This is a genomic window from Alteromonas sp. ABH4_456, assembly GCF_056160645.1.
This window is the reverse complement of the sequence record NZ_JBSWXO010000003.1, coordinates 134,457-158,564: the sequence shown is the minus strand read 5'-3', so window position 1 is coordinate 158,564 and position 24,108 is coordinate 134,457. Positions and strand designations below refer to the sequence as shown.

Genomic DNA, 24,108 nt, shown 5'->3' with positions numbered 1-24,108 from the left:
TTAATGACCAATACTGTCGAGCTGACATTTAAAGACCTTAACTTACCAGAAAGCATACTACAGGCTCTGGAGAAAGTTGGCTATGAAAAGCCATCCCCTATCCAGGCTGAAAGTATCCCGCTACTGCTTGAAGGCCATGACCTGTTAGGTCAGGCGCAAACAGGTACAGGTAAGACTGCGGCCTTTGCCCTTCCAATGCTCGCAAATATCGACCCGGAAGCAAAGTTACCGCAATTGCTGGTACTTGCTCCAACCCGCGAACTCGCTATTCAGGTGGCGGAAGCTTTTCAGGTTTATGCCAGCTTTTCGCAGAAAATTAAGGTACTGCCTGTATACGGTGGTCAGTCTTACGATAACCAAATTCGTCAGCTTAAACGTGGCGTACAGGTTGTTGTTGGTACCCCGGGCCGTATCATCGACCATATTAACCGCAAAACATTAAACTTAAGTGAACTGAAGTTTCTGGTTCTCGACGAAGCTGACGAAATGCTGCGCATGGGCTTCATCGATGACGTTGAAACCATCTTAAGTCATGCTCCGGAAGAAAAGCAGACTGCGCTGTTCTCGGCAACCATGCCCGGACCAATCAAAAAGATTACCCAGCGTTACCTGAAAAATCCGAAGCACGTTAAAATTGAATCGAAAGTTTCAACGGCCAGCACCATCCGTCAGCGTTACTGCCAGGTTGCACCACACCATAAGCTGGAAGCGTTAACCCGTATTATGGAAGTGGAACCGTTTGACGGCATGATCATTTTCGTACGTACGAAAACGGCGACTGTTGAATTATCTGACAAACTGTCTGCCCGTGGCTACGATGTTGAGCCACTGAACGGTGATATCCCGCAGAATGCCCGTGAACGCACAGTAGAAAAACTCAAGCAGGGTACTATCGACATTCTGGTTGCAACAGACGTTGTTGCCCGTGGTCTTGACGTTGAACGTGTAAGCCACGTTGTTAACTTTGATATTCCTTACGATACAGAGTCATACGTACACCGTATCGGTCGTACAGGCCGTGCAGGTCGTAGTGGTGAAGCAATTCTGTTCATTTCTCACCGTGAAAAGCGTTTACTTTTCGCCATTGAGAAAACCACACGTCAGCCCATTGAGCGTATGCCGATTCCTTCAATTAATGAATTGAACGAAACGCGCCTGAGCAAGTTCAAGCACGCGGTGAGCGAAGCAACCAGTGATGACAGCCTGGAATCTCTGATGCCTATCGTAGAATCTTTACAACAGGAAACAGAAGCTTCGCCTGAGCGTTTGATTGCCGCACTGATCAAACTGGCGCAAGGTGACGAACCACTGTTACTGAAAGAATCTGACCGTCCTGATTTGCACAGCAAACCACAACGGGAAGATCGTGGTGACCGCGGCCCCCGTGATCGTGGCCCCCGCGGTGACAGAGGAGACAGAGGCGACCGTCGTGGTAAGCGCGCTTCAAGCAAGCCTGAAGCCGGCATGCAGCGTTACCGTATTGATGTTGGTCATACTCACGGTGCCAAGCCCGGTAACATTGTTGGTGCAATTGCTAACGAAGGGAATATCAACAGTAAGAACATTGGTGCTATCGAAATTTATGATAAATTCAGCACCGTTGATTTGCCTCAGGGCATGCCCCGTGAAACCAAAGAGCTGCTGCAGAACACCCGCGTAGCCGGACAAAAGTTGTCTATCCGCGAGTGGTCCGATACGCCGCCAAAGCGCCGGGCTCCCCGCAAAAACTAAATGATCGAAGGCAAGCGTTATAGCTTGCCTTTTTTATATGCCATTTGGAAATAAGAAGGCACAAAACAACTCTTTTCTTTCCGCGGAATCCCGTCAAAATAGTCCTATCACCACTGCGTTATTATCAGCGTTACAGGATCCACAGGCACATGCGTTACTTCCCGTTATTTATCGACACTCAACAATCTCATTGCCTTATCGTAGGTGCCGGAGAAGTGGCAGCCCGAAAACTGGAGTTAATCCTGAAATCCGAAGCCAGCGTGACTGTTGTCGCGCCATGGATGTGCGACACCGTAAAATCCTACGCGGATAATCCCCGGGTCACACTGATTGAACGTGAATTTGCGAATACTGATCTGACCGATCAGCAAATGGTATTTGTGGCCACCAGCGAAACCGGCATTAATCGGCATGTACATGATATTGCCCGTGAAAAAGGCATTCTGGTTAATGTGGTAGATAACACACCACTTTGCCAGTTCATCACGCCCTCGATTATTGACCGTTCCCCCATTGTTATTGCAATGAGCAGCGGTGGTGTCGCACCGGTATTACTGCGTTATTTACGTCAGAAGCTGGAGTCAGTGATACCGGCAAATATTTCCCGTCTGGGCGCCTTTTCCGAAAAATTCCGTGAGAAAGTGAAATCCTCACTGAAAGGCGTAACGGCCAGACGGTATTTCTGGGAAGACGTACTGGATGGCGACATAGCCGAGCTGGTAGAAAAAGGCCAGCCAGAAAAAGCTGATGCACGTTTTCTCGAAGCCTTATCGGCAGCGCAAAGCGAACAAAAAATTGAAGGTCAGGTCTATCTGGTGGGTGCCGGCCCGGGTGATCCTGATCTGCTGACATTCCGCGCCTTGCGCCTGATGCAGAAAGCGGATGTCGTGGTTTACGACCGGCTGGTGTCTCCTGCCATTCTTGAACTGGTGCGCCGGGACGCCGAAAAGATCTATGTGGGCAAGGCGAAAAGTAACCATACTCTGCCTCAGGACCAAATTAATTCACTGATGGTCGAAGAAGCGAAAAAGGGTAACCGTGTTGTCCGTCTGAAGGGTGGCGACCCGTTTATCTTTGGCCGTGGCGGCGAAGAAATCGAAGAACTGATAGCCGCCGGTATCGATTTTCAGGTTGTGCCGGGTATTACCGCAGCCAGCGGTGCCAGCACTTACGCCGGTATTCCGTTAACTCACCGCGATCATGCCCAGTCTGTTACCTTTGCTACCGGCCATCTGAAAAACGGCACCATCGATTTGAACTGGCCGGCACTTGCCCATCAAAATCAGACTATCGTGTTTTACATGGGTCTCACCGGCCTGCCTGTTATTTGCAGCAAGCTGATTGAACACGGTTTGTCTGCTTCCACGCCCATTGCGCTGGTTCAGGAAGCAACCAGAGAGTCTCAGAAAGTCATTACCGGTACTCTGGATACCATTACCGCTCATCCGCAACTGGATGAAATGAAGCCCCCGACACTCATAATTGTGGGCAGCGTAGTCACACTGCATAAGAAGCTGGACTGGTTTACTGCTTAACCCTTTGTTAATTTCAGGTTTTGTTCCATACTCTGTGTAATTGCCGGGCAGGTTGTACCGGCGGATTTTGACGCATTGCGCCCGGGCGCAAATGGATACGATCTGAAATGAATATCTCTCCGCTCCGGTGTTGGTTGTTTTGTTGTATGTTTGCCGCTACCGGCGCCATAGCAGAACAAACGGCTTTTAAAAAAAGTACTGCCGGCGGCCAGACAACGTACCAGTACAAGTGGCTTGATGCACAGGACAGAACCCAGTCTGTCAGTTTTGCGCTGGATAATAAAAAGCTGGCAGCGGGACCACGGGAACAGAAAAATTACCGTCCTGAGCTTGCCATGCGATATGTAACGGTAGAGCTGCTGAATGTGGCCCGTCAGTTCAACCCAAAAGACGCCAATATTCAAATCAGGCAACAGGGCGACAAAGTATCAATAAAGGTAAAATCCCGTAATAAGGAAAAATTGGCAGTCATTCAGGGCCAGTTGGCGCAAGCGAAGGAAAAAGCATTCAACGATTACCTTCACCAGCACTACTACACACGCTACCGCACATCATTTAATCAGGAAGCCATCAAGCCGGATCATGTAAGGTACATTAATGAGATGACCGGCACACTGATCCCGCTCTCACAGGCATTTTACGAGAAAGTGGATGCACAGGCGGATGCCAGAGAATATTTCAATATACTCCTCAGTTGGGTGCAAAGCATTCCCTACGACGCATTGGATAACCGGGCACAAAGTAACGGTTCAGGCTTTGCGCCACCCGCCCAGTTGCTGGCTGAAAACCGTGGTGACTGTGACAGCAAATCCGTATTAACCGCTTCCATCGCCAGAGCCTTTCTGCCGGACACTGCCATGGTACTGGTGTTATTGCCCGACCACGCCCTGCTGGGCATAGCACTTACACCACGCAAAGGTGAGAGAACCATACAAGCCGACGGCAAGACATACGTGTTGATTGAACCCACCGGCCCGGCGTTATACGAAGTGGGTGAAATTGCGCCAACCTCTGAATTTGCCGTAGCACAGAAAAAATATACGTTGGAAGAAATTCAGTAAAAAAGGCCGCGCAGAGGCGGCCTGAAAGGAATCATTCAGCTCAGAGTTCCTGCTCGGCAAACTCTGCCAGACGGGAACGTACCACCCCGTCCAGATTAATCGTGGCGCTGCCGGAGAAATTCTTGAACCTTTCTACCAGATAGGTCAGCCCCGATGTTACCGCTGACAGATAATTGCTATCTATCTGTGCCAGGTTACCCGAACAAATCAGCTTAGTGCCCTCCCCGCACCGGGTAATAATGGTTTTTAGTTGGGCAGCCGTCAGGTTTTGCGATTCATCCAGAATAACTATGGAGTTCTGGATGCTTCGCCCGCGCATAAAGTTTACTGACTTAAACTGGATGTTCGCTTTCTCCATGATGTAGTTCATCGAACTTTTCGCGTTTTCATCGTGCTTATGCAAGACTTCCAGCGAATCGGTAATGGCTGCCAGCCAGGGGGCCATCTTCTCTTCCTCGGTGCCCGGCAGGAAACCGATGGACTCGGCGATTTCCGGCGTAGAACGGGTAACGATAATTTTATCGTACATGTTCTTCTCTACCACCATTTCAAGGGCGGCAGCCAGCGCCAGCAACGTTTTACCGCTACCGGCAGGCCCGGTAAGAATAACCAGGTCAATATGCGGGTCCAGCAGCGAGTGCAGTGCCATAGCCTGGCCAATATTCTTAGGTGAAATCCCCCATGCATGACGGCTCATTAACCGCTCGTAACCTAAATCGAGCACTTCCAGCGTGTCAGAAGTCATATCCTCAACAATACCGGCGAACTGCTGCGTATCGTCCAGCAGGTATTCGTTGATGTAGGGATCTTCCATGACATTACGGGGGATCGTGTGGATGGTGTCTCTGCCTTCCGAGCGACTTTCTACCGATTTCACCTTTTCCCAGAAATTGCCTTCAAATTTATGGAATCCCTTCGACAAGTATTTAATGTCTGTGATGAGCTGGTCGGTACGGTAGTCTTCTACGTGAGCAAGCCCTGCGCCTTTTGCTTTCAGGCGCATGTTCAGATCTTTCGTCACCAGCACAACTTGCTGGGGTGCATAGGTTTTCTGGAGATGCAGCGCCACATTAATAATACGGTTGTCATTTTCGTTGCTGGTAAATATTTGCTGGGATTCAGCCATATTCAAATCAGCGAAAATAGACAGTGCACCAGTGGGTTTATTTTCTCCTGCACCCAGCCCTTCAAGGGATACGCCTGCCAGCATGTCTTCCGGGGTGGCGTCATGGAGTAAGTCTTCCATTGAGCGGATAGACACTCTGGCATCACGGGCAACGTCTTTTTTACTGTCTTTGATGTAATCGAGTTCTTCAAGAACGGTCATCGGAACGACAACGTCATTTTCTTTGAATGAGAGAAATGCAAGGGGTTCGTGTAGCAGAATATTCGTATCTAAAACGTAGATCTTTGTTTCTGTGGATTTTTTTCTTGGCATCCTTCGCTCCGTCAAGAGTAAAACCTCGCCCGCCTGATTACTGACGTGCAATCAAGAGTCCCGCGAAGGAGAAGATGCCTGTGTCGAACCGGACGCTCAACTCCATGTCGCGTCGACCTTCAAATTAACCATAATCCAGTTTTCCCGGCTTGGCTATTAATTTCTTTTCTGATTGCGCGGGCGGCAAACCCGAACCCGATTTCATCAGCAGTCCGCCAGCCTTCGGCTACACTTCTGTGAAACTTACCCGGTATGGTGCTTCACGGCTTTATTCGTACAGCGGTGTTCAGTACAATACCGGCCGCTAAAATAAAGGGTGGTAATATGAGTTCTGTAAATACGTTTTCAGCCGGTCAGCGCTGGTTGAGTAACACTGAGTCTGAATTAGGTTTAGGGGCTGTGCTCAGCGTCGATTTTCGTTCTGTTGAGATACTTTTTCCTGCAACCGGTGACAGCCGTATTTACACGAAGGACAACGCCCCTCTCACACGTCTAATCTTTACTGAAGGCGACGTAATTACCAGCAAAGAAGGCTGGACTTTACAAATACAAAAGGTAGAAGAAAGCAATGGTGTACTGATTTATCACGGATTGCGTGAGGACACCAAAGAAACGGCGCGACTGCCGGAAACCTTTCTCGACCACCACATCCGGCTGAACCAGCCGGAACAGCGTTTATTTAACTTTCAAACCGATACCCCTAAGTGGTTCGAACTGCGCCAGAAAGCTCTGGAACATCAGCATGCGTACCTGAAATCAGGCACGATTGGCTTGTCCGGTGCGCGGATTGAATTAATCCCTCACCAGTTACATATTGCCTCTGAAGTGGGCAACCGTCATGCACCAAGGGTATTGCTTGCCGATGAAGTGGGATTGGGTAAAACCATTGAAGCCGCACTGGTTATTCACCGCCAGTTAAAAACCGGCCGGGCACAGCGGGTACTCATTGTGGTACCGGACTCTCTGGTCCATCAGTGGCTGGTTGAAATGCTGCGCCGGGTAAATCTGGCCTTCGCCATTTTTGATGAAAGCCGTTGCGATGCGCTGGACGAATCGGGCACGAACCCGTTTGAGAACGACCAGCTGGTACTGTGCAGTATCAGTTTCTTAAAAGACAATCCTAAACGCCACCAGCAAGCGCTGGATGCAGGCTGGGATTTACTGGTTGTCGACGAAGCCCATCACCTGGCATGGTCCACGGATGCCCCCTCTGAAGAATATCAGCGCATTGAGGCTCTGGCAGAAATCACCGCCGGCGTTCTGCTGTTAACAGCTACCCCTGATCAGCTGGGACATGAGAGCCACTTTGCCCGACTGCGACTGTTAGATCCTGCCAGGTTCCATGATTACAATCACTTCCTCGAAGAAGAAAGTCAGTACAGTGCACTGGCAGAAGCAGTGTCACCGTTACTTACAGACGAGCCATTATCTGCAGACGCGAGAGAAAAACTCACGTCTCTCGCTCCTGAGATAACCGGCCGCTACAGCGATATGGATGAACCGGCTACGCGTAAAGCCATTCTTAGTCAGCTGATTGATACACACGGCACAGGCCGGTTGTTATTCCGTAACCGTCGCGCCGGTATTGAAGGCTTCCCGGTAAGAATGCTGAACAGCTATCCGTTGCCTCTGCCGGAAATGTACGACAGTGCCGTCTGCGGCGGTGAACTCTTCGACGCGTTATATCCGGAACGACAGAGCGCGCTGGTTAACAGCTGGACCGATAACGATCCCCGTGTTGACTGGTTGCTGGAATTTTTACCCTCTGTCCGCCCTGCCAAAGTACTGCTGATTTGTGCCGACAAACGCACCGCACAGCAACTGGGTGAAGTGATCAGAACCCGCAGCGGTATTCGCCAGAGTGTATTTCATGAAGGCATGAGTATTGTAGAGCGGGATAAAGCGGCTCACTATTTCTCCGACCCGGAAGAAGGGGCGCAGATTTTACTGTGTAGTGAAATTGGCAGCGAAGGCCGTAACTTCCAGTTTGCCCATCATCTGGTACTGTTTGATTTACCGCTTACACCGGACTTACTGGAACAGCGTATCGGTCGTCTGGACCGCATAGGTCAAACAAAAGATATTCAAATTCACGTGCCTTACATCAGTCAGTCTGCCCAGGAAGTGCTGTTGAAATGGTATCGTGATGGTTTAGGCGCATTCTCACATACCTGCCCCACAGGCTCAGGTGTATTCGAAGAAGTGCAGGCGCAATTAGTGGAAGCCTGTCTTGACCCTGAAAACGATGCGCTGGTTTCTGAACTGGTTACCACCAGTAAAGCCCTGAATGACACACTAAAAGCCAGACTGGATGCCGGCCGCGATCGTCTGCTGGAATTAAATGCGTCAGGGGAAGGTAAGGTAGACGGGCTGCTCGAAGAAATTGTTGAGCAGGATGCATCTGTTGAGCTGTCCCGCTTCATGGGCCGCCTGTTTGATGCCCTTGGCGTTAATCAGGAAGAAAAAGGTAACGACTGTTTCATTCTGACCCCCTCAGAATCGATGGTTAACCATCTTCCGGGACTGGATCCTGAAGGTATGACAGTCACCTACCGCCGCCGCATTGCCACCACGCTTGAGCATGTGCACTTTTTAAGCTGGGATCATCCGCTGGTCCACAATGCCATCGATATGGTGTTAACGGATGTACTGGGTAAAGCCAGTGTCGGGTTTATCGCTGATAAAGGTTTGCCGAAAGGGGCATTCTGGCTTGAGTCACTGTTTGTACTTCAGGCAAATGCAGATCGCCAGTTGCAACCGGGCCGCTTCCTGCCGGCAACACCGCTGCGCATTTGTACCGACGGACACGGTAAACCGGTAGATCTTGTCTTTGATGCCCCCCGTAAAGCCGGCAGAAAAATTGTTCAGCAACTGATTCAGGCATTGCAACAACCGCTGACACTGCACATTGAAAAAGCCACCGCAGCGGCTCAGCAACAAGCGAACCAAATTCAGCATGATGCCATTGAAACCATGCAGGCAACCCTTAGCGCAGAAGCCCGCCGCTTACGGGATTTACAAGCACAGAATCCGTCAATACGGGACAGTGAAATCGAATTTATTGAGACCCAGCTGACGGGCTTAACCGCCGCGCTGCAGTCTGCAACAGTTCAACTGGAAGGCCTGCGTATCGTGGTGAATAATCCGTGAGTATGCCCGCCGGTAAAAAGCCGTTTATTTACGATCCGCCCATGTCACCTTTTTTGTCGCTGGTGTATTACGACAATGACATTGTGGTGGCAAATAAACAAAGTGGCCTGCTAAGTGTGACGGGTATCCAGCCCGCACACAAAGATGCACTTATCAGCCGCGTGCAAAAAGTGCTGCCTTCTGCCACCGTGGTTCACCGGCTGGATATGGCAACCTCCGGCATTATGGTAATGGCACTTAATAAAGAGGCTCACCGCCGGCTCTCGAAGCAGTTTCAGGACAGGCTGACGAAAAAGCGTTACTACGCCAGGGTTGATGGCACTGTGGCGGATGATGAGGGAAGTATAACCCTGCCACTGATTGTGGACTGGCCAAACCGCCCCAAACAGAAAGTAGACTTTGAGAATGGTAAGCCCTCACTAACACATTACCGTGTTATCAAACGTCTTGACGGGGAAACTTGGGTTGAGCTGTTGCCGGTCACCGGCCGCTCTCATCAATTACGGGTGCACATGCTGTCACTAGGTCATCCCATTCTGGGTGACAGGTTATATGCTCATGATGAAGCCAGAGCGAAGGCTCCCCGCCTTCAGCTCCATGCCGAAACGCTGATCCTGCAACATCCTTCTTCGGGAGAATGGAAACGGTTTACCAGCGATGTGCCATTCATGGACTATCAACCTGACACGCTGCCACTTCCGGGTTCAGACGACATCAACCCGGATTAAGTTTTGCTTCGCACTGCCGATAACCTGTTTAGCCAGATTTGTTAACCGGAGTCGCAGTGTTCCGCTCTATAGTGTGTTTTCTTTTATTGCTGACCGGCAGTACACGGGCCGGCATACTTGCAGACGATATTCGTCAGCAGTATTTGCCGTCTGAGTACGAAACCGTACTCGCCGGTGAAGAAGACATTCCGGTTTTCTCCGCGCAGCCCACCACTACCCTCAGTCGCGGTGTGGCGATTATTTTTATGGATACGGGCTACCAGGGCCTGACCTTACAAAATGCGCAACAACTGGCTGCCAGACTTAATCAATGGGGCTGGCACACCCGCATCGTTCCGTCTCCGGTAAGTTTAAATCCGTTGGCAACACCCCCTGTCGCAGAAACAGCTCCCCCTGCGGACGGCACCGGAAGTGATGAGTTGCAAAGCGACAGTGATACGCTGAGTGCACTGATGCATCCCCGTGCCTGGGCGGGTTCACCGGTAGCCGATGCCGGTACCAGTCAGACGATGATGGCGTTGATAGCCGGTGCAGTCTTTCGCAGTGTGGATGATGTACCCGGGTTCAGACTGGTGATCAGTCAGGGAATGGGCGCAGCGCAATTTCTCTCCCTGGCCGTTACCGATAATGTGCCCCCGCCCGATGGGCTGGTGGTGATAAGCCCCTACTGGCCCCAAAGTGGCCTTCAGCAAAATATATCAGAGCAACTTGCCAGTACATTATTTCCGGTACTTGATTTACAGTTGCCGGGTTCGACTCCCTGGACTGCCGGAGCCCCTGCTATCCGCCGGACAGACGCCACGAAAGCGCTAAAACTTCACTACCGGCAGAAGCAATTAGGTGCATCAGTAAATCTCGCCAGCACGTTCGGAAACTCGGCGTTCAGTAACAGCCTCAGCAAAGAAATTTATGGCTGGGTAAATTACCTCGGCTGGTAAAGCGCTTCAAAGCGGAAGTCAATGGTGATTTTTTACAAGGAAATCAAAAGCCTGTTTACTTTTGTTTACAAATCACACAAAATACCCTGTTAACGACTATACTAACTAATCATTTGGGTATCAGGCAGCGCCGACTATGCTTTTGTCATTTGTTGATACCAAGGCCGCGCAGCTATGCTTTTATCTTCGCGGTTTTTGGCAAGACGAAATCCCACATTCTGAGGTAGAAATATTCTTCTGGGACACTATGGAAGAATGGAGCCTGGTTCATTACGACCTCGATCAACCATACACTCAAAGAGAACGTGTATTCTGGCATGTACTGCATCAACTTCACTTCTGGTCTGAAGAAAAACTCAAGTACGACCCCTTTCTGGTGGAAGAACTGACCACCTGCACCGCTTTTCTGGAAGGCAAAGGTGCCTGTCCTCTCGACTGCGTAGGCATCCGTCCCTGAACGACCTTTCACAATTGCTAACGGCGGTTGTGTTTCCTCCCGTTACATGATCAAATACTCTTTTGGTTACTGACCGGTAAGTTTTCTTATGCGTTTTATCCAGTCCTTTGCTGACCGGCGACTTTTCAGTATTTTTGTGTTCGGTATTGCCAGCGGATTTCCCTGGGTCATGATCAGTTCTGTTATGACAGCCTGGTTAAAAGATGAAGGTTTATCCCGTACAGATATCAGCTTATTCGGCAGTATTTTTGCGGTTTATGCGATAAATTTTCTCTGGTCCCCCCTTCTGGATCGTATCCGTCTGCCCTGGCTAGATCAGCGCAAAGGCTGGATTTTTCTGATGCAGGGAATCATCGTAGCCTGCTGTGTAATGATGAGTATGCTGAACGCCACTCACTCATTATTCTACGTTGCCCTTTTTGGTCTCAGTATCGCTCTGTGTTCCGCTACTCAGGATATCGCGATTGATGCCTACCGGATCGATATTATTAACGATGATGAAAGAGAGAAACTGGCTGCAGGATCATCTATGGCTACCGCCGGTTGGTGGACCGGTTACGGCGGTCTGGGTGCACTGCCTTTCTTCATTGCCGACTGGACAGGCTGGGCCTGGAATGACATCTATTTGTTGATGGCCGGCGTAATGGGCACCATTATGATATTCACCCTGTTTGCACAGGAGCCGGTTACAGACCGTGCAGCACAGCTCAAAGCTGCAACAGAATATTACCAGAAAGCCCTGGGCGCTGATCCGCAAAGTGCAGGCTTTGTGCAAAAAGCCGGCGCGTGGTTTTTTGTTACTCTGGCAGAACCATTCCGCGAATTTTTTACCCGTAACGGAACAAGGCTGGCATTATCACTATTACTCTTCATCTTCCTGTTTAAAATCGGTGAAGCCTTTCTGGGACGCATGAGTCTTCAGTTCTATATTGAGCTGGGATTCAGTAAAAGTGAAATTGGCGGTTATTCCAAACTACTGAACTGGTGGGTGACCATATTGTTTTCCGTCATAGGCGGTATGGTAACCATCCGCTACGGCATTTATCGCGGGTTGTTTATTGCCGGTATTGCCATGGCAGCCAGCAATCTGATGTTTTCACTGATGGCCCGGGTGGGGCCGGATAAAACCTTATTTGCTCTGACGATTATCGTCGACGGTTTCACAGCCGCCTGGAGTACCGTTGCCATGGTCGCGTTCATCTCGCTGATGTGTAACCGCACCTTTTCAGCCTCCCAGTACGCATTAATGGCGTCGTTAAGTGTGGCAGGGAAAAACCTGCTGGCATCAGGCAGTGGTTACATAGTGGATAAGCTGGACGGCGACTGGTCGACCTTTTTCATCATTACCGCCTTGATGGTAATACCCAGTTTATTGTTTTTGCGGGCGATAAAACCCCACATTATGAAAGCAGAACAGCAGGCACAATAATGCCGGGTTTCTGGTAATTTGAAAATTAACAACTACGCTTTATAAACATCAACACGTACCTTCGTTCATGCTGACCATTGAAGATTTAAAAGGGAAAATCAGGCGAACTTATCTTGTTGCACTAAGTGCCATTGCACTGTTACTCACAGTGTACTTTGCATGGACTCAGCAGTATCTCGTTTCGACCCAAATACAACCTCAGATAATTAATATTGCAGGAAAGCAGCGCATGTTGTCTCAGCGCATTGCATTTCTGCAGAACCTGCTTGTGTCTGAAGATGACCGCGCCCGCAGAGTATCACTGAAGTCGGAGCTCGTTGACCGGACACGGGATTTTGCCAGAAGCCATGAAGTACTGGTTGCCAGACAATCTCTGAACGGCTTGTTCACCCCCTTATCCGGTGCCCTGGAAAAACTTTATTTTTCGAAAGAAAGTGATCTTGACTCCCACGCCCTTGAATATGCTGACAGGGCTCTGGAACTTGCAAGTATGCCGGATTCTGCTCTGACCTCTGCGTCTCCGGTAAGCCTCTCTGAAGCCACCGAGCTATTGGAAGACCTCGACCATGCAGTACTGCTTTTTGAACAGCAACTCACTGGTGAGCTGAGATTTAACCAGTGGATGTTGCTGGGAATCTGGTTCATCACTCTGGGCTTATCTTTGCTCACTGTGCTGTTGCTCTTCAGACCCTTAAAAAATCTGGTGCTGGAGCAATTTAATCTGGTTCAGGAAGCGAAGCGGGATGTGGAATTCGAACGTGAACAAACGGCTAAAGTGGTAACTACGAAGGAAGAGTTTCTGGCCAGTATGAGTCATGAATTCCGTTCGCCGATTTCAGCCATTATCGGGGCGTTGGAGCTCATACCAAACATGCAATCCAAACAGGGTCAGTTGATTCAGAAAGCAGAACAAAGCTGCTATCGCCTGCTTATGCTGACAAGCAACCTGGTGGATAGCATGCAGTCGAAACAAATTGATGAGGTGTTTGTAAACGAAGATTTTGACCTCATCCGGTTACTGGACGATGCGCTCAGCCAGTTTGCTTACAATTGCCAGCAAAAAAACCTGCATTATCAGGTAAAGAACGAGAGTACTCTGCCCCACTATGTGAACGGAAACTCATCCAGTCTGATTAAAGCACTCAAAAATATTCTGGATAATGCGGTTAAATTCACTCCTGAAGGCTCAGTATCAGTATACAACCGCATGTCTGTCAGTGACGGAAAGCTGTTGTTGACGATTCGTGTGGTTGATACCGGCATCGGTATCCCCGAAAGCGACCTGCATAATATATTTCAGCGCTTCTACAAGGCTCACGGCAATTCAAGATTATACAGCGGAGCAGGCGTCGGATTATATGCATCCCGCACTTTGGTGGAACAGGCGGGCGGCACTATCACGGTTACCAGCGCACTTCATAACGGGTCGGAGTTTACGTTGAATGTTCCGCTCAACGCAGCCAAAGGAGATACCCGCGAGGCGAAAAAGCCTGTATCGTCCTCAAAATTTGCTGTTGTTGATGATCAGGAAATCACCCGCATTCACTTATCTCACATGATTGAGAGTGAAGGCTATCACGTTGACACCTATCTCTCGGGCGCAGATCTACTGGCCAATCAGGATAAACTGAAAACCTATGACGGCATCATCACCGACTATTACATGCCAGGCATTAATGGCGCTGAATTAGCCAATTATCTGCAAGCTATGCTGGGTGAGCGGATGCCACCGGTCATTATGGTTTCGGCTGCGCCGCAAATTGCCAATATCATTGCCAACTCCAACATTCCGGCCTGGCAGGTGTTTGTTAAACCCATCGACAGGAACCGTTTTATCGACTCCATTCACCATCTGAGTCTCAATAAAGGCAAATCTTTCAGTCAGTCAGACAAAGTCAATGTGCTTATCGTCGAGGACGAGCCTATTAATGCTGAGATCCTGAGGGATATGGTGGAAAACCTTGGCTATGACGTTACCCTTGCAGAGGACGGTGAGAGCGCACTGTCGAGAGCCGGCGAGGAAGAGTTCAGTATTATTTTACTGGATCTCAATTTGCCGGATATGAGCGGCTTTGAAGTAGCAACAATACTCAAAGAACGTGGCTGCAAATCCCATCTGGTGGCCGTTACGGCCAGTGCTTATGAAAGCGATAAACAACGCTCAATGGAAGTAGGTATGCGTTACCATCTGGTAAAACCGGTAGCCTATCAGGAACTGAAAAATACCATGAAGCTGCTGCTGGCGGTGTCTTAACCCTGCAGCTGCCCTATTTGCTTTTCGTTTTCGTGGTGCCATACAGATACCCGGTTACGGCCACTATTCTTAGATATATATAACGCCTGGTCGGCTTCTTCCAGCCATGCCATAGAAGAATTGACCGGTTTGCGGAATTCACTGAGGCCGATACTGACTGTGAAGCGGATTTGATGTCCTTCATGATCAATCACCATGGCTTCCGCCAGTCGGCGGATGCGCTCAGCAACCTTAAGCGCGTTTGTTGCCGTTGAATCCACCAGGATCACCGCAAACTCCTCTCCGCCGTAACGACCGGCCAGATCGGTTTCACGGATGCTTTTTTGGATAACTCTGGCCAACGTTTTTATCACCAGATCACCGGCCTGATGCCCGTAGGTATCATTGATCTTTTTGAAGTGGTCAATATCCAGCATACAGGCAGTCGATACAGTTTCACGGCGCTGAGACAACTTAAACAGACTGTCAAACCGCTCCTGCCAGTAGCGACGGTTGAATAAGCCGGTCAACCCGTCCACTCTGCTCATATGCTGTAATTCGTCATTAAGACGCTCTACCCGAAGCTTACTCAATGCCTGATCGGTTACGTCATACACCAGCATACACAGCTTGTTTACCGTACCATCCGGTGAAGAAAGGGGAAACATGGTCACATTCTGGAACATGTAAAGGGCATCAGATGTAATAGGCCGGTTAGTGCTAAAGCGGAACAGATACGGACGCTGCTCCCAGATGATAAAAACAGGGGTCTTCAGATTGAAAACCGGGTCCGCCTTACTTCTCAGCCACTGTTCATCTATCTCATCAAACAAAGAAAAAAGCTTCTTACCGCTAACCTGGCCCGGCCGCAGACCGGCATGGTTCTCCATGAACTGATTCCACACTTCGATGGTGAAATCTTTGTCCATTACTACTATGCCTACCTCAACAGAGCTCAGAAGATCCTGTTGCCAGTGCATACTAATCAGTTCATCAGAAATCATGCTACATATTCCTCATCGACCAGGCGAGAATATATCTTAGCCATCGATTGCTCCGGAAACAGTAACAACAGATCAAAACGGATATCCCGGCTTTTGATGGCATAGGCAATTTCAATCGCCATGACTTTCCCCCAGCGACTCGCATTATTGTTCAACATGGTCTCAAATCCGCTGTGCTGTCCCAGTAATATAGGATGGCTGTGACTGAAAGTTACATTCAGTTGGGCTGATAATGCGTTAAGACAGGCACCGGTAAGAATATTGGATACGTCCATTAACGCTTCGAGTTGCTGATCTTCTGTGGCGACCTGGTCGTTGTAATTCAGCAGCCGGATAATATTTTCCATTTTGGTGTCACTGAAAATCACCAGTGCTTCACCCTTAATGCCCGCGCTGGTAAAACCTTTGGAAACGGCTGAAACCCGCTGATTCTGGTGTGCTTCAGCCAGCGCCATATGCAGTTCTGTGGCTTCAATGACGTTAACATTGGGAATAGGCAAATCGATAAATTCACCGAGCAACCGGGCAAGGCTCTCACCGGCCTGTCCCATGGCAACATTGACCAGTTCGCGGTAGGCATCCAGTTGCTCATCTGCGGTATTTTTTTGCGTGCCGGCCAGTTGCAACGTACGGTTCTGCGCACTGCTGTCACCACTGTAAATACCATACTGACGCAATAACGCGGTGAGTTTAAGGTTATCCATCGGCTTGCGGATAAAATCCAGCGCGCCCAAAGCTACCATGCGTTCCCGCGCTTCAGGCTGTACATCACCGGATACGACAATCACCAGACAGGGTAAATCCTGTTCGCGGATGGCTTTCATGGTTTCATAGCCATCCATCACCGGCATGTTTAAATCGAGGAACATCACATCGGCTTTACCTGCACGGATTGCCTCAAGGGCTTCCTGACCGTTACCGGCAAACGAAATACTCACATCCCAGCCATCAGGGATGGAACGGGCCATTTGTTTGCGTGCGAAGCCTGAGTCATCGCAAATCAGTACCGGAGTGGTCATTTCTGTCCCTTAAATAGCAACAGGCGCTTTAATGTGCGGATGAGCCTGGTAATTTACCAGTTCAAAATCATCAAACGTAAAACCGAACAAGTCTTTCACTGCCGGGTTTATGTTCATTTGCGGCGACGGAAACGGCTCTCTGGCTAACTGGATCTCAGTTTGTTCCAGATGGTTGGAGTACAGATGAGCATCACCCAGAGTATGAATAAATTCACCGGGTTCCAGTTCGCATACCTGCGCCACCATGAGAGTCAGTAACGCATAGCTGGCAATATTGAAGGGCACACCCAGGAACACATCACCGCTGCGCTGATATAACTGACAGGACAATTTACCGTTCAGCACATAAAACTGAAACATGGTATGACACGGCGGCAAAGCCTGCCTACCGTTGGCTGCATTTTCTTTGGGCGAAACAGACGTATCAGGTAATACGGCAGGATTCCATGCACTGACAATCAACCGGCGGGAATCGGGATTACTTTTGATTTGCTCTACTACGTCTTTAATCTGATCGATTGTGGTGCCGTCTCCGGCATCCCAGCTGCGCCACTGATGACCATAAACCGGTCCCAGCTCGCCCTCATCAGTTGCCCATTCATCCCAGATTGAAACACCGTTTTCCTTGAGATAACGAATGTTGGTTTCACCTTTAAGAAACCATAACAACTCATGAATGATAGACTTCAAATGACACTTTTTGGTTGTGACCAGCGGAAACCCTTTTGCAAGGTCGAAACGCATCTGATAGCCAAATACGCTTATCGTGCCGGTACCCGTACGGTCTTCTTTTTTTACGCCATGCTCTTTCACATGACGCATCAGTTTGAGGTATTCTTTCATACTTGCTTTTTCTTATGATTGTTCTGATTTTTGTACCGGCGTTTTACGCATGTAAGCCCATACCATCAGGCCGGCGCCGAGCAGGATCATGGGAACACAGAGTAGTTGCCCCTGGCTCAGACCCACGGAATACAAGCCGATGTGCTGATCCGGTTCACGGAAGTACTCAACGATGAAGCGGAAACAGCCGTAACCGAGCAGGAATAAACCGCCTACCGCCCCTGTAGGACGCGGCTTCGCAGAAAACAGCCAGAGAATGGTAAACAGTAACACACCTTCAAGCGCGAACTCATATAATTGAGACGGGTGACGGGGCTGCTCTCCCGCGCCCGGAAAAATAATCGCCCAGGGAACGTCGGCAGGACGCCCCCATAATTCGGCATTCAGGAAGTTACCTATTCTGCCTGCTCCAAGGCCAATGGGGACAAGCGGCGCAACAAAATCTCCGATTTGCAGGAATGTGGCGTTCATTCTCTTTGCCTGCCATGCCAGTGCAACCAGTACCCCCAGAAGCCCGCCATGGAAAGACATACCACCGGTCCATATTCTGAAAAGATAAGTAGGATCTTCCAGGAACATACCGAACTGATAAAACAGTACATAGCCGATACGACCACCTAAAATCACCCCCACAAATCCCCAGAACAGCAGGTCGCTCAACTGGTCACGGGTCCAGTTAGTTTGTGACAGGCGTTTTTGCGCCAGCATATAAGCAGCCACAAAACCCACAAGGTACATCATACCGTACCAGCGCACACTCAACGGGCCGATACTAAATATGACCGGGTCTATGTTGGGAAAGACCAGATAACTACTTTCTGCCATGGTTTATTCTATTCCTACAATCATTCTTATACTTACCAGCACCAGCAGGCAGGCGAGCATTTTCTTCAATAAAACAGTGTTCATCCGCTGACCCAGACGGGCGCCGATATTGGCGGTAAATACCGAGGTACACACAATACCTAAAGTTGCCGGCCAATACACGTAACCTATCGAGTTTTGCGGAAGTCCATCGACGGATGAACCGGTAAGTATAAAGCTGGCGGTACCAAACAGTGCGACGACCAGTCCGCTGAATGCTGCGCAGCCGATTGCCTGCCTTACATTCACCTGAAACCACACCAATGCCGGTACCAGCAGAGCGCCACCGCCAATGCCCATTAATGCACTGACACAACCGGTTCCCGCGCCCACAGAAACCAGTGCGGGTTTACCGGCTTTATGAGAAGAAGCCTGTCTGCGGCCAAATACCATCTGTGCAGCCACTGCTATTACCAGCACAGCAAAAATATTTTTCAATGTATGTCCCGATATGGCACTGGCAACGTGAGCACCGGCTATGGCTCCGAAGGCAATACCAATACTGCTCCAGATAACAATATGACGGTCGAGATTACCCAGTTTGTGATGGGCCAGCGCGGAGGATAAACCGGTAAAAATAATGGTCGATAACGAGGTGGCAACAGCCATAGGCATGACGGTATCGGTATTTACGCCAAGGAAGTGTACCAGCAGGTAGGAAAGACAGGGAACGATAATAAGACCGCCGCCGATGCCAAGCATCCCGGCGAGCAGGCCAACAACCAGGCCTAAGGCCATACAGCAAAAGAAAAGTATTAAAAAAGGGTCCATGCGGCGCATCCGGATTGACGAGGCGCGTAGCGTATCACAGAACCATGACGATTTGTGTTTCTTGATACCGGCTGCAACTATTCTCCCAGATCTGTCACTGCAGCTACCAGCTCCTGTAAACTCCTAGGAGCCTGCCCGTACCAGACCACCCAGCCCGCGCTGTTCCAGATATTGATTGATATAAACAAACACTTCTTCATGAGTACTTGCCGTCAGGGTTTTGATGAGTAGCTGTTTAGACTCTTCCAGCGATACATTGCGTACCACCCAGTTTATCTTGCGCAGGTTGTAGGCATTCATACTTAATTTGCGGTAACCCATTCCCATAAGCAGAATGGCACCGCCCGGTTCACCGGCAATCTCTCCGCAAACAGTAACCGGTACCTGATTGGCATCCGCCTGCTTAACGATATCATACAGAGCACTGAGCACCGCCGGGTGATAACTGTTATACAAACTGGCCACACGGGTATTGTTTCTGTCCACCGCCAGCAAATATTGCGTTAAGTCATTACTACCGACAGAGAAGAAATCTACCTGTCTGGCCAGCTGTGGCAACTGATAAAGTACCGAAGGCACCTCCAGCATAATACCCAGCTTCGGACGCTCAAGCAGTACATCCATGTCTTTGACTTCATCACTGATTTCAAAGAAAGCCTGATCGATAAGACGTCTTGCCTCCTGAACTTCCGCGACAGAGGAGATCATTGGCAGCATGATTTGCAGATTCGTTAAACCAATACTGGCCCGCAACATTGCCCGCACCTGTACCAGGAAAATCTCCGGATGGTCCAGCGTCAGTCTGATCCCCCGCCAGCCAAGAAACGGATTTTCTTCGTTAATCGGAAAGTAAGGCAAAGGTTTATCACCGCCAACATCCAGCGTACGCATGGTGATTGGCTGTTCCGGTGAAGCCATCAGGATTTGCCGGTACAGCTCTACCTGCTCCTGCTCAGACGGAAAACGCTCTCTGAGCATGAACGGAATTTCGGTACGGTAAAGGCCAATGCCGTCTGCATTAGCAAATTGCGTCGCTTCAATCTCCGCCGATAAACCCGCGTTCACGTAAAGCGCAATACGACAGCCATCCTGCGTTTTACATATCTGCCCTGCTTCAGCATCAATACGCTCAGACAGGGTCGCTTCTTCAGCAATCAGCTGGGTAAATTCATTACGGATGGTTTTTTCCGGCGAAATAATCACTTCGCCACCATAGCCGTCAAGCAGGATTTCTTTACCGTTCAGCAGTGCCGGGGAGACGTTCTGGCATCCCATAACCGCAGGAACACCCATGGCTCTGGCGAGTATTGCAGCGTGGGAGTTATTCGACCCGCGGATAGAAATGATGCCTTTAAGGTGAGCTCGCGGAAACTCTGCCAGCATAGAGGCGCTGACTTCTTCAGCAACCAGAATGCTGTCGCCTTTCACCTCGTTATTTACCGGCGTCTTGCCTTTGTTGTCGTACAGAATATTCAGCAGGATCCGGTTCGACAGGTCGACAATATCAATTGCCCGCTCCTGCATGTAGGGATCTTCCATATTCTGGAACTTAGCGGCGTAGTCTTCCACCACCATTTTCAGCGATGAGGCTGCATCCCACCCTTCACGAATTTTCGCTTCGACTTCGCGTCCCAGACTGTTGGCGTCAAGCAAATGATGATAAAGCTGAAAAATGGACTTTACGTCATCGGGAATTGCTTCATCCAGACGACCTGATAAATCATCAACGTGCTTACGGGTAAGTTCTACACCTCGCCGGTACAGACGGATTTCCAGATCTTTATCAGTACAGCGTTTTACCACCCAGTTACGGAGGGAAATTGAACTGTCTGTGGAATAACCGGTACCCACAGCCAGGCCGGGAGAGCCGGCAATGCCGCGCACATTTTTTTGTCTCGGAACAGATTCCACTGCCGCATTCGGCGTAAGTGCACCGCGGATGTCCGCATTGGTGATTTCCAGCGCAAGTTGGGTGGCCAGTGTGACGAGAAACGCTTCTTCGTCTTCGCCGAAACGGCGCATGGCTTTTTGTTGCATGGTGATCACGCCCAGCACTTTGCGCTGATGAATGATCGGCGTACCAAGGAAAGCGTTGTAGTTTTCTTCTTTTACTTCGGGATAATGCTTAAAGCGGGGATGTTGATGCGCATTTTCGATATTCAGCGGCTCTTCACGCTGTCCCACCAGACCAATCAAGCCTTCGGAGAATCCGATGCGGACCAGTTCCACCGCATCAGGGTGCAGACCATCTGTGGCTTTAAGCACGAAATCCTGCTTTTCATAATCAGCAAGATAAATAGAGCAGGAGTCCACCTGCATTGTATGCTTAACCCGGGACGCAAGACGAAACAAAGCCTGATCCAAATCCGGGATCTGGTTCATTTCCTGTACGATGCGTTTTAACGTGGTGAGTATATTCCCGGTTCCAGCCACGAAGATGCTCTCCTGTTTAACCGCTACGCCGGCGCTTGCGGTTACGTTTGTTGGGTTTCCCCGGCGGATTGTTTTGCACGCGCTGACCCGCGGGCATTGCAACACCGGCAAATTCTTTCATCACCTTACGGTATACATCCCGTTTGAAAGACACGACATTTCGGATGGGATACCAATAACTCACCCAGCGCCAGTCATCAAATTCAGGATGACCACTTTTGAGCACATTGACATCTTTTTCCTGGCAATCTAACTGAAGCAGAAACCACTTCTGTTTTTGCCCGATACATACCGGAGAACTGCCCTGGCGAATTAATCGCTTTGGCAATTTGTATCGCAACCAGTTGCGGGTAACACCTAAAACAGTAACGTCTTTTTGCGTTAACCCTACTTCTTCGTGCAACTCCCTGTACATAGCTTGTTCTGCAGTTTCCCCTTCATCAATTCCGCCTTGTGGAAACTGCCATGAATGCTGACCATAACGCCTTGCCCAAAACACCTGACCCATTTTGTTGCAAATCACTATGCCCACATTCGCACGGAATCCGTCGGCATCTATCACATAGACTCCCGGGCACGATAAACTTTTCTATTTCTGCATTCTTCCATAAACTATAGCCCTTTCAAAGCATTAATCCTAATTCAACAAATATTACCCGGAGAGTCTCTTGCAGCCACCCGATACCGCCCCCGCTACACCGGAAGAGTTACTGGCACGCAGCTACCGGATTGCCGGCTTGTCACTGGGCGAACTGGCAGAGCTGGCGCACGTGGCCATTCCGGAAAATCTGCAACGGCACAAGGGCTGGCCGGGTATGCTGATAGAAAAATGGCTGGGAGCCACAGCCGGCTCAAAACCTCAACAGGACTTCCCGGAACTAGGTGTAGAGCTGAAAACGATTCCTATTGACGGGAATTTTACTCCGCTGGAAACCACGTATGTTTGTTACGCGCCGCTGATAAGTAAACCCGGTACTACCTGGCAAACGTCTAATGTGCGCAATAAGCTTCAGCAGGTTTTATGGGTGCCGCTGGAAGGTGACCGCGCCATCCCCCTCGCACAGCGACGTGTTGCCACGGCATTTTTCTGGCAACCGGATGCCCGGGAAGACGCAATCTTGCAAAAGGACTGGGAAGAACTCACAGAAATGATTGTGCTGGGGGAAGTAGAAAAAATCACTGCGCGTCTTGGTCAGGCACTGCACATCCGTCCTAAAGCAGCCAGTGGCAATGTGCTGACAGATGCCTTTGATGCTGACGGACAGAAAATAAAAACCCGCCCCAGAGGATTTTACTTACGTACCTCGTTTACCGGCGCAGTATTGCACCGCCACTTCACCTGACATCAGCCTTTTCAGGCGTCAGGTGATAACGCGCAACAGACTACCTTTGCTTACGCATGTGGTTCATCATTACACCGCTCAGAAACTGTTCTGAATGCACACCAAGACGTTTCGCCTGCGCCGCCAGTGAGTCATCGCTACCGAGAAGCTCATTTTTGGCATAGGTCAGACGGTACTGGTAAACAAAGCTTCTGAAATCTCTTTTTTCCAGTAACCTCAGCGCAATCACCAGGGTAGTGGGATCCACATGGCACTGACCGGCAAAGGCTTTGAGCTGCAAGCCGGGGGATTTAAACGCTTCTGTATCCGTCATTGTCTGCTCAGCCTTAACCAGCGCCTCCCGCATGATGCACTGTTCGGCTTTTAAATCGTCAAGGCGGTGATAATCCAGCGGCGACGGAGACGTGTGTTGCGGACGAATAACAGCAATAAACGTTTGCAATAAGGCGATAGCAAACAGCAGGTTAAACAATGACTGCCAGAAGTGAATATCGAAAAAACCGAATGCACCGGCTGTGACCAGCAAAATACAGCAGAATGCCAGACCAACAGTAACTCCCATAGCACCGCCGAGCCACTGCACACGAAATTCCCGCACATCAGCCACCTGAGATGACAGGTAACGGTGGTAATTCTGTATCAGTTCGGTGATCAGGATCCCAAGTACCAGAATACCGAACCCGGTGACCATATAAACCAGATAGATATGCCAGTTGTCCAGCGGATGACCTGTGGGAGAAGAGACCAGCCACTGCGCTTTTTCATCAGCGCTGACAAACAGTAAGGGGATTTCTGCCAGCAGCGCCAGGGCGACCGGCAGCCACAGTAACAATTTAGAAGGTCTGGCATTATCAATAACCAGCAGTTTTACACTACGGTACAGTAAGGTTAGTGAGAGCAACGGGGTAAATACAGTAAGCACCGACAGTCCGGCGGCATCCTGTCCGAAGGCACGCAACCATTCATCAGTGAGAATGAACGGCCACACTATCATGGCTGCCAGCACCCATGGCGCACCGGAAACACGGTGCTTTTCCCTGAAGAACTGAACCAGTATCACCAGGTAGAGCAAAACCAGCACGAAAAGGGTGTAGCGATGCAACATATTGTATTTCTACCTCACTTCCTTCA

Annotated in this window: 19 protein-coding genes; 10 read left to right on the top strand and 9 right to left on the bottom strand. The window is 49.8% G+C overall.

The features are described 5' to 3' along the window. Nucleotides 1–3 precede the first annotated feature (3 nt). The 3 genes from ACXAG2_RS06040 (at nucleotide 4) to ACXAG2_RS06030 (ending at nucleotide 4,327) form a co-directional block, all read left to right on the top strand. Nucleotides 4–1,731 (top strand): DEAD/DEAH box helicase, encoded by a 1,728-nt coding sequence (locus ACXAG2_RS06040; RefSeq protein ID WP_474865169.1) that lies wholly within the window; start codon nucleotides 4–6, stop codon nucleotides 1,729–1,731. A 149-nt stretch (nucleotides 1,732–1,880) separates the two neighbouring features. Beyond that, on the top strand, nucleotides 1,881–3,266 hold the full coding sequence (gene cysG, locus ACXAG2_RS06035) for a siroheme synthase CysG (protein WP_474865167.1): 1,386 nt from the start codon (nucleotides 1,881–1,883) through the stop codon (nucleotides 3,264–3,266). 146 nt (nucleotides 3,267–3,412) lie between these two features. Continuing rightward, nucleotides 3,413–4,327 (top strand): hypothetical protein, encoded by a 915-nt coding sequence (locus ACXAG2_RS06030; RefSeq protein ID WP_474865165.1) that lies wholly within the window; start codon nucleotides 3,413–3,415, stop codon nucleotides 4,325–4,327. A 40-nt stretch (nucleotides 4,328–4,367) separates the two neighbouring features. Here the strand turns inward: ACXAG2_RS06030 and ACXAG2_RS06025 are convergent, their stop codons facing one another. Then, nucleotides 4,368–5,765, bottom strand: a complete 1,398-nt coding sequence (locus ACXAG2_RS06025; RefSeq protein WP_119500020.1) for a PhoH family protein — start codon at nucleotides 5,763–5,765, stop codon at nucleotides 4,368–4,370. 324 nt (nucleotides 5,766–6,089) lie between these two features. Here ACXAG2_RS06025 and rapA point away from each other — a divergent pair, with 324 nt between their 5' ends. The 6 genes from rapA (at nucleotide 6,090) to ACXAG2_RS05995 (ending at nucleotide 14,721) form a co-directional block, all read left to right on the top strand. Continuing rightward, on the top strand, nucleotides 6,090–8,915 hold the full coding sequence (gene rapA / locus ACXAG2_RS06020) for an RNA polymerase-associated protein RapA (protein WP_474865163.1): 2,826 nt from the start codon (nucleotides 6,090–6,092) through the stop codon (nucleotides 8,913–8,915). 2 nt (nucleotides 8,916–8,917) lie between these two features. Continuing rightward, complete coding sequence (locus ACXAG2_RS06015; RefSeq protein WP_474852521.1) at nucleotides 8,918–9,643, top strand: pseudouridine synthase; 726 nt, start codon at nucleotides 8,918–8,920, stop codon at nucleotides 9,641–9,643. Between the two features lie 56 nt (nucleotides 9,644–9,699). Next, on the top strand, nucleotides 9,700–10,581 hold the full coding sequence (locus tag ACXAG2_RS06010; protein WP_474865161.1) for a DUF3530 family protein: 882 nt from the start codon (nucleotides 9,700–9,702) through the stop codon (nucleotides 10,579–10,581). Nucleotides 10,582–10,717: 136 nt separating this feature from the next. Continuing rightward, nucleotides 10,718–11,038 carry a hypothetical protein gene (locus ACXAG2_RS06005; protein ID WP_474845164.1) on the top strand — a complete coding sequence of 107 codons (321 nt, stop codon included), beginning with the start codon at nucleotides 10,718–10,720 and terminating at the stop codon, nucleotides 11,036–11,038. A gap of 88 nt (nucleotides 11,039–11,126) precedes the next feature. Next, nucleotides 11,127–12,467 carry an AmpG family muropeptide MFS transporter gene (locus ACXAG2_RS06000; RefSeq protein WP_474865159.1) on the top strand — a complete coding sequence of 447 codons (1,341 nt, stop codon included), beginning with the start codon at nucleotides 11,127–11,129 and terminating at the stop codon, nucleotides 12,465–12,467. 67 nt (nucleotides 12,468–12,534) lie between these two features. Then, nucleotides 12,535–14,721 carry a response regulator gene (locus ACXAG2_RS05995; RefSeq protein WP_474865157.1) on the top strand — a complete coding sequence of 729 codons (2,187 nt, stop codon included), beginning with the start codon at nucleotides 12,535–12,537 and terminating at the stop codon, nucleotides 14,719–14,721. On the opposite strand, the gene ACXAG2_RS05990 is transcribed toward ACXAG2_RS05995, so the two are convergent. From ACXAG2_RS05990 to rppH, 7 genes are all read right to left on the bottom strand, one after another. Beyond that, a complete protein-coding gene (locus tag ACXAG2_RS05990) occupies nucleotides 14,718–15,704 on the bottom strand; it encodes a sensor domain-containing diguanylate cyclase (protein ID WP_474845170.1) in 987 nt (328 codons plus the stop codon). The two genes, ACXAG2_RS05995 and ACXAG2_RS05990, sit on opposite strands and share 4 nt — an antisense overlap. Beyond that, nucleotides 15,701–16,723: a response regulator gene (locus ACXAG2_RS05985; protein ID WP_474865155.1), complete on the bottom strand. Its 1,023-nt coding sequence runs from the start codon at nucleotides 16,721–16,723 to the stop codon at nucleotides 15,701–15,703. The genes ACXAG2_RS05990 and ACXAG2_RS05985 overlap by 4 nt, the downstream gene beginning before the upstream one ends. Before the next feature lie 9 nt (nucleotides 16,724–16,732). After that, on the bottom strand, nucleotides 16,733–17,566 hold the full coding sequence (locus tag ACXAG2_RS05980; protein ID WP_474865153.1) for a thymidylate synthase: 834 nt from the start codon (nucleotides 17,564–17,566) through the stop codon (nucleotides 16,733–16,735). Between the two features lie 12 nt (nucleotides 17,567–17,578). Then, nucleotides 17,579–18,391 (bottom strand): prolipoprotein diacylglyceryl transferase, encoded by an 813-nt coding sequence (gene lgt / locus ACXAG2_RS05975; protein ID WP_474865151.1) that lies wholly within the window; start codon nucleotides 18,389–18,391, stop codon nucleotides 17,579–17,581. 3 nt (nucleotides 18,392–18,394) lie between these two features. After that, nucleotides 18,395–19,201, bottom strand: a complete 807-nt coding sequence (locus tag ACXAG2_RS05970; protein ID WP_474845176.1) for a sulfite exporter TauE/SafE family protein — start codon at nucleotides 19,199–19,201, stop codon at nucleotides 18,395–18,397. Nucleotides 19,202–19,324: 123 nt separating this feature from the next. Next, nucleotides 19,325–21,616 carry a phosphoenolpyruvate--protein phosphotransferase gene (gene ptsP / locus ACXAG2_RS05965; RefSeq protein ID WP_474865615.1) on the bottom strand — a complete coding sequence of 764 codons (2,292 nt, stop codon included), beginning with the start codon at nucleotides 21,614–21,616 and terminating at the stop codon, nucleotides 19,325–19,327. Between the two features lie 34 nt (nucleotides 21,617–21,650). Then, nucleotides 21,651–22,196 (bottom strand): RNA pyrophosphohydrolase, encoded by a 546-nt coding sequence (gene rppH, locus ACXAG2_RS05960; protein WP_119500007.1) that lies wholly within the window; start codon nucleotides 22,194–22,196, stop codon nucleotides 21,651–21,653. Between the two features lie 106 nt (nucleotides 22,197–22,302). On the opposite strand from rppH, the gene mutH reads away from it, so the two are divergent. Further along, complete coding sequence (gene mutH, locus ACXAG2_RS05955) at nucleotides 22,303–22,977, top strand: DNA mismatch repair endonuclease MutH (protein WP_474845178.1); 675 nt, start codon at nucleotides 22,303–22,305, stop codon at nucleotides 22,975–22,977. A 40-nt stretch (nucleotides 22,978–23,017) separates the two neighbouring features. Here mutH and ACXAG2_RS05950 read toward each other — a convergent pair whose 3' ends face one another. Further along, nucleotides 23,018–24,082, bottom strand: coding sequence for a helix-turn-helix domain-containing protein (locus tag ACXAG2_RS05950; RefSeq protein ID WP_474845180.1), 1,065 nt, complete (start codon nucleotides 24,080–24,082; stop codon nucleotides 23,018–23,020). Between the last annotated feature and the right edge of the window lie 26 nt (nucleotides 24,083–24,108).

Bases quoted from the DNA above. Each gene is read 5' to 3' on its own strand.
- ACXAG2_RS06040 (WP_474865169.1), top strand. From the start codon at position 4: ATGACCAATACTGTCGAGCTGACATTTAAAGACCTTAACTTACCAGAA.
- ACXAG2_RS05980 (WP_474865153.1), bottom strand. From the start codon at position 17,566: ATGAAAGAATACCTCAAACTGATGCGTCATGTGAAAGAGCATGGCGTA.
- ACXAG2_RS05950 (WP_474845180.1), bottom strand. From the start codon at position 24,082: ATGTTGCATCGCTACACCCTTTTCGTGCTGGTTTTGCTCTACCTGGTG.
- ACXAG2_RS06005 (WP_474845164.1), top strand. From the start codon at position 10,718: ATGCTTTTGTCATTTGTTGATACCAAGGCCGCGCAGCTATGCTTTTAT.
- ACXAG2_RS06015 (WP_474852521.1), top strand. From the start codon at position 8,918: ATGCCCGCCGGTAAAAAGCCGTTTATTTACGATCCGCCCATGTCACCT.
- ACXAG2_RS06025 (WP_119500020.1), bottom strand. From the start codon at position 5,765: ATGCCAAGAAAAAAATCCACAGAAACAAAGATCTACGTTTTAGATACG.
- ACXAG2_RS06000 (WP_474865159.1), top strand. From the start codon at position 11,127: ATGCGTTTTATCCAGTCCTTTGCTGACCGGCGACTTTTCAGTATTTTT.
- cysG (WP_474865167.1), top strand. From the start codon at position 1,881: ATGCGTTACTTCCCGTTATTTATCGACACTCAACAATCTCATTGCCTT.
- rapA (WP_474865163.1), top strand. From the start codon at position 6,090: ATGAGTTCTGTAAATACGTTTTCAGCCGGTCAGCGCTGGTTGAGTAAC.
- lgt (WP_474865151.1), bottom strand. From the start codon at position 18,391: ATGGCAGAAAGTAGTTATCTGGTCTTTCCCAACATAGACCCGGTCATA.
- ACXAG2_RS05985 (WP_474865155.1), bottom strand. From the start codon at position 16,723: ATGACCACTCCGGTACTGATTTGCGATGACTCAGGCTTCGCACGCAAA.
- ACXAG2_RS05990 (WP_474845170.1), bottom strand. From the start codon at position 15,704: ATGATTTCTGATGAACTGATTAGTATGCACTGGCAACAGGATCTTCTG.
- ACXAG2_RS05970 (WP_474845176.1), bottom strand. From the start codon at position 19,201: ATGGACCCTTTTTTAATACTTTTCTTTTGCTGTATGGCCTTAGGCCTG.
- ACXAG2_RS06030 (WP_474865165.1), top strand. From the start codon at position 3,413: ATGTTTGCCGCTACCGGCGCCATAGCAGAACAAACGGCTTTTAAAAAA.
- ACXAG2_RS05995 (WP_474865157.1), top strand. From the start codon at position 12,535: ATGCTGACCATTGAAGATTTAAAAGGGAAAATCAGGCGAACTTATCTT.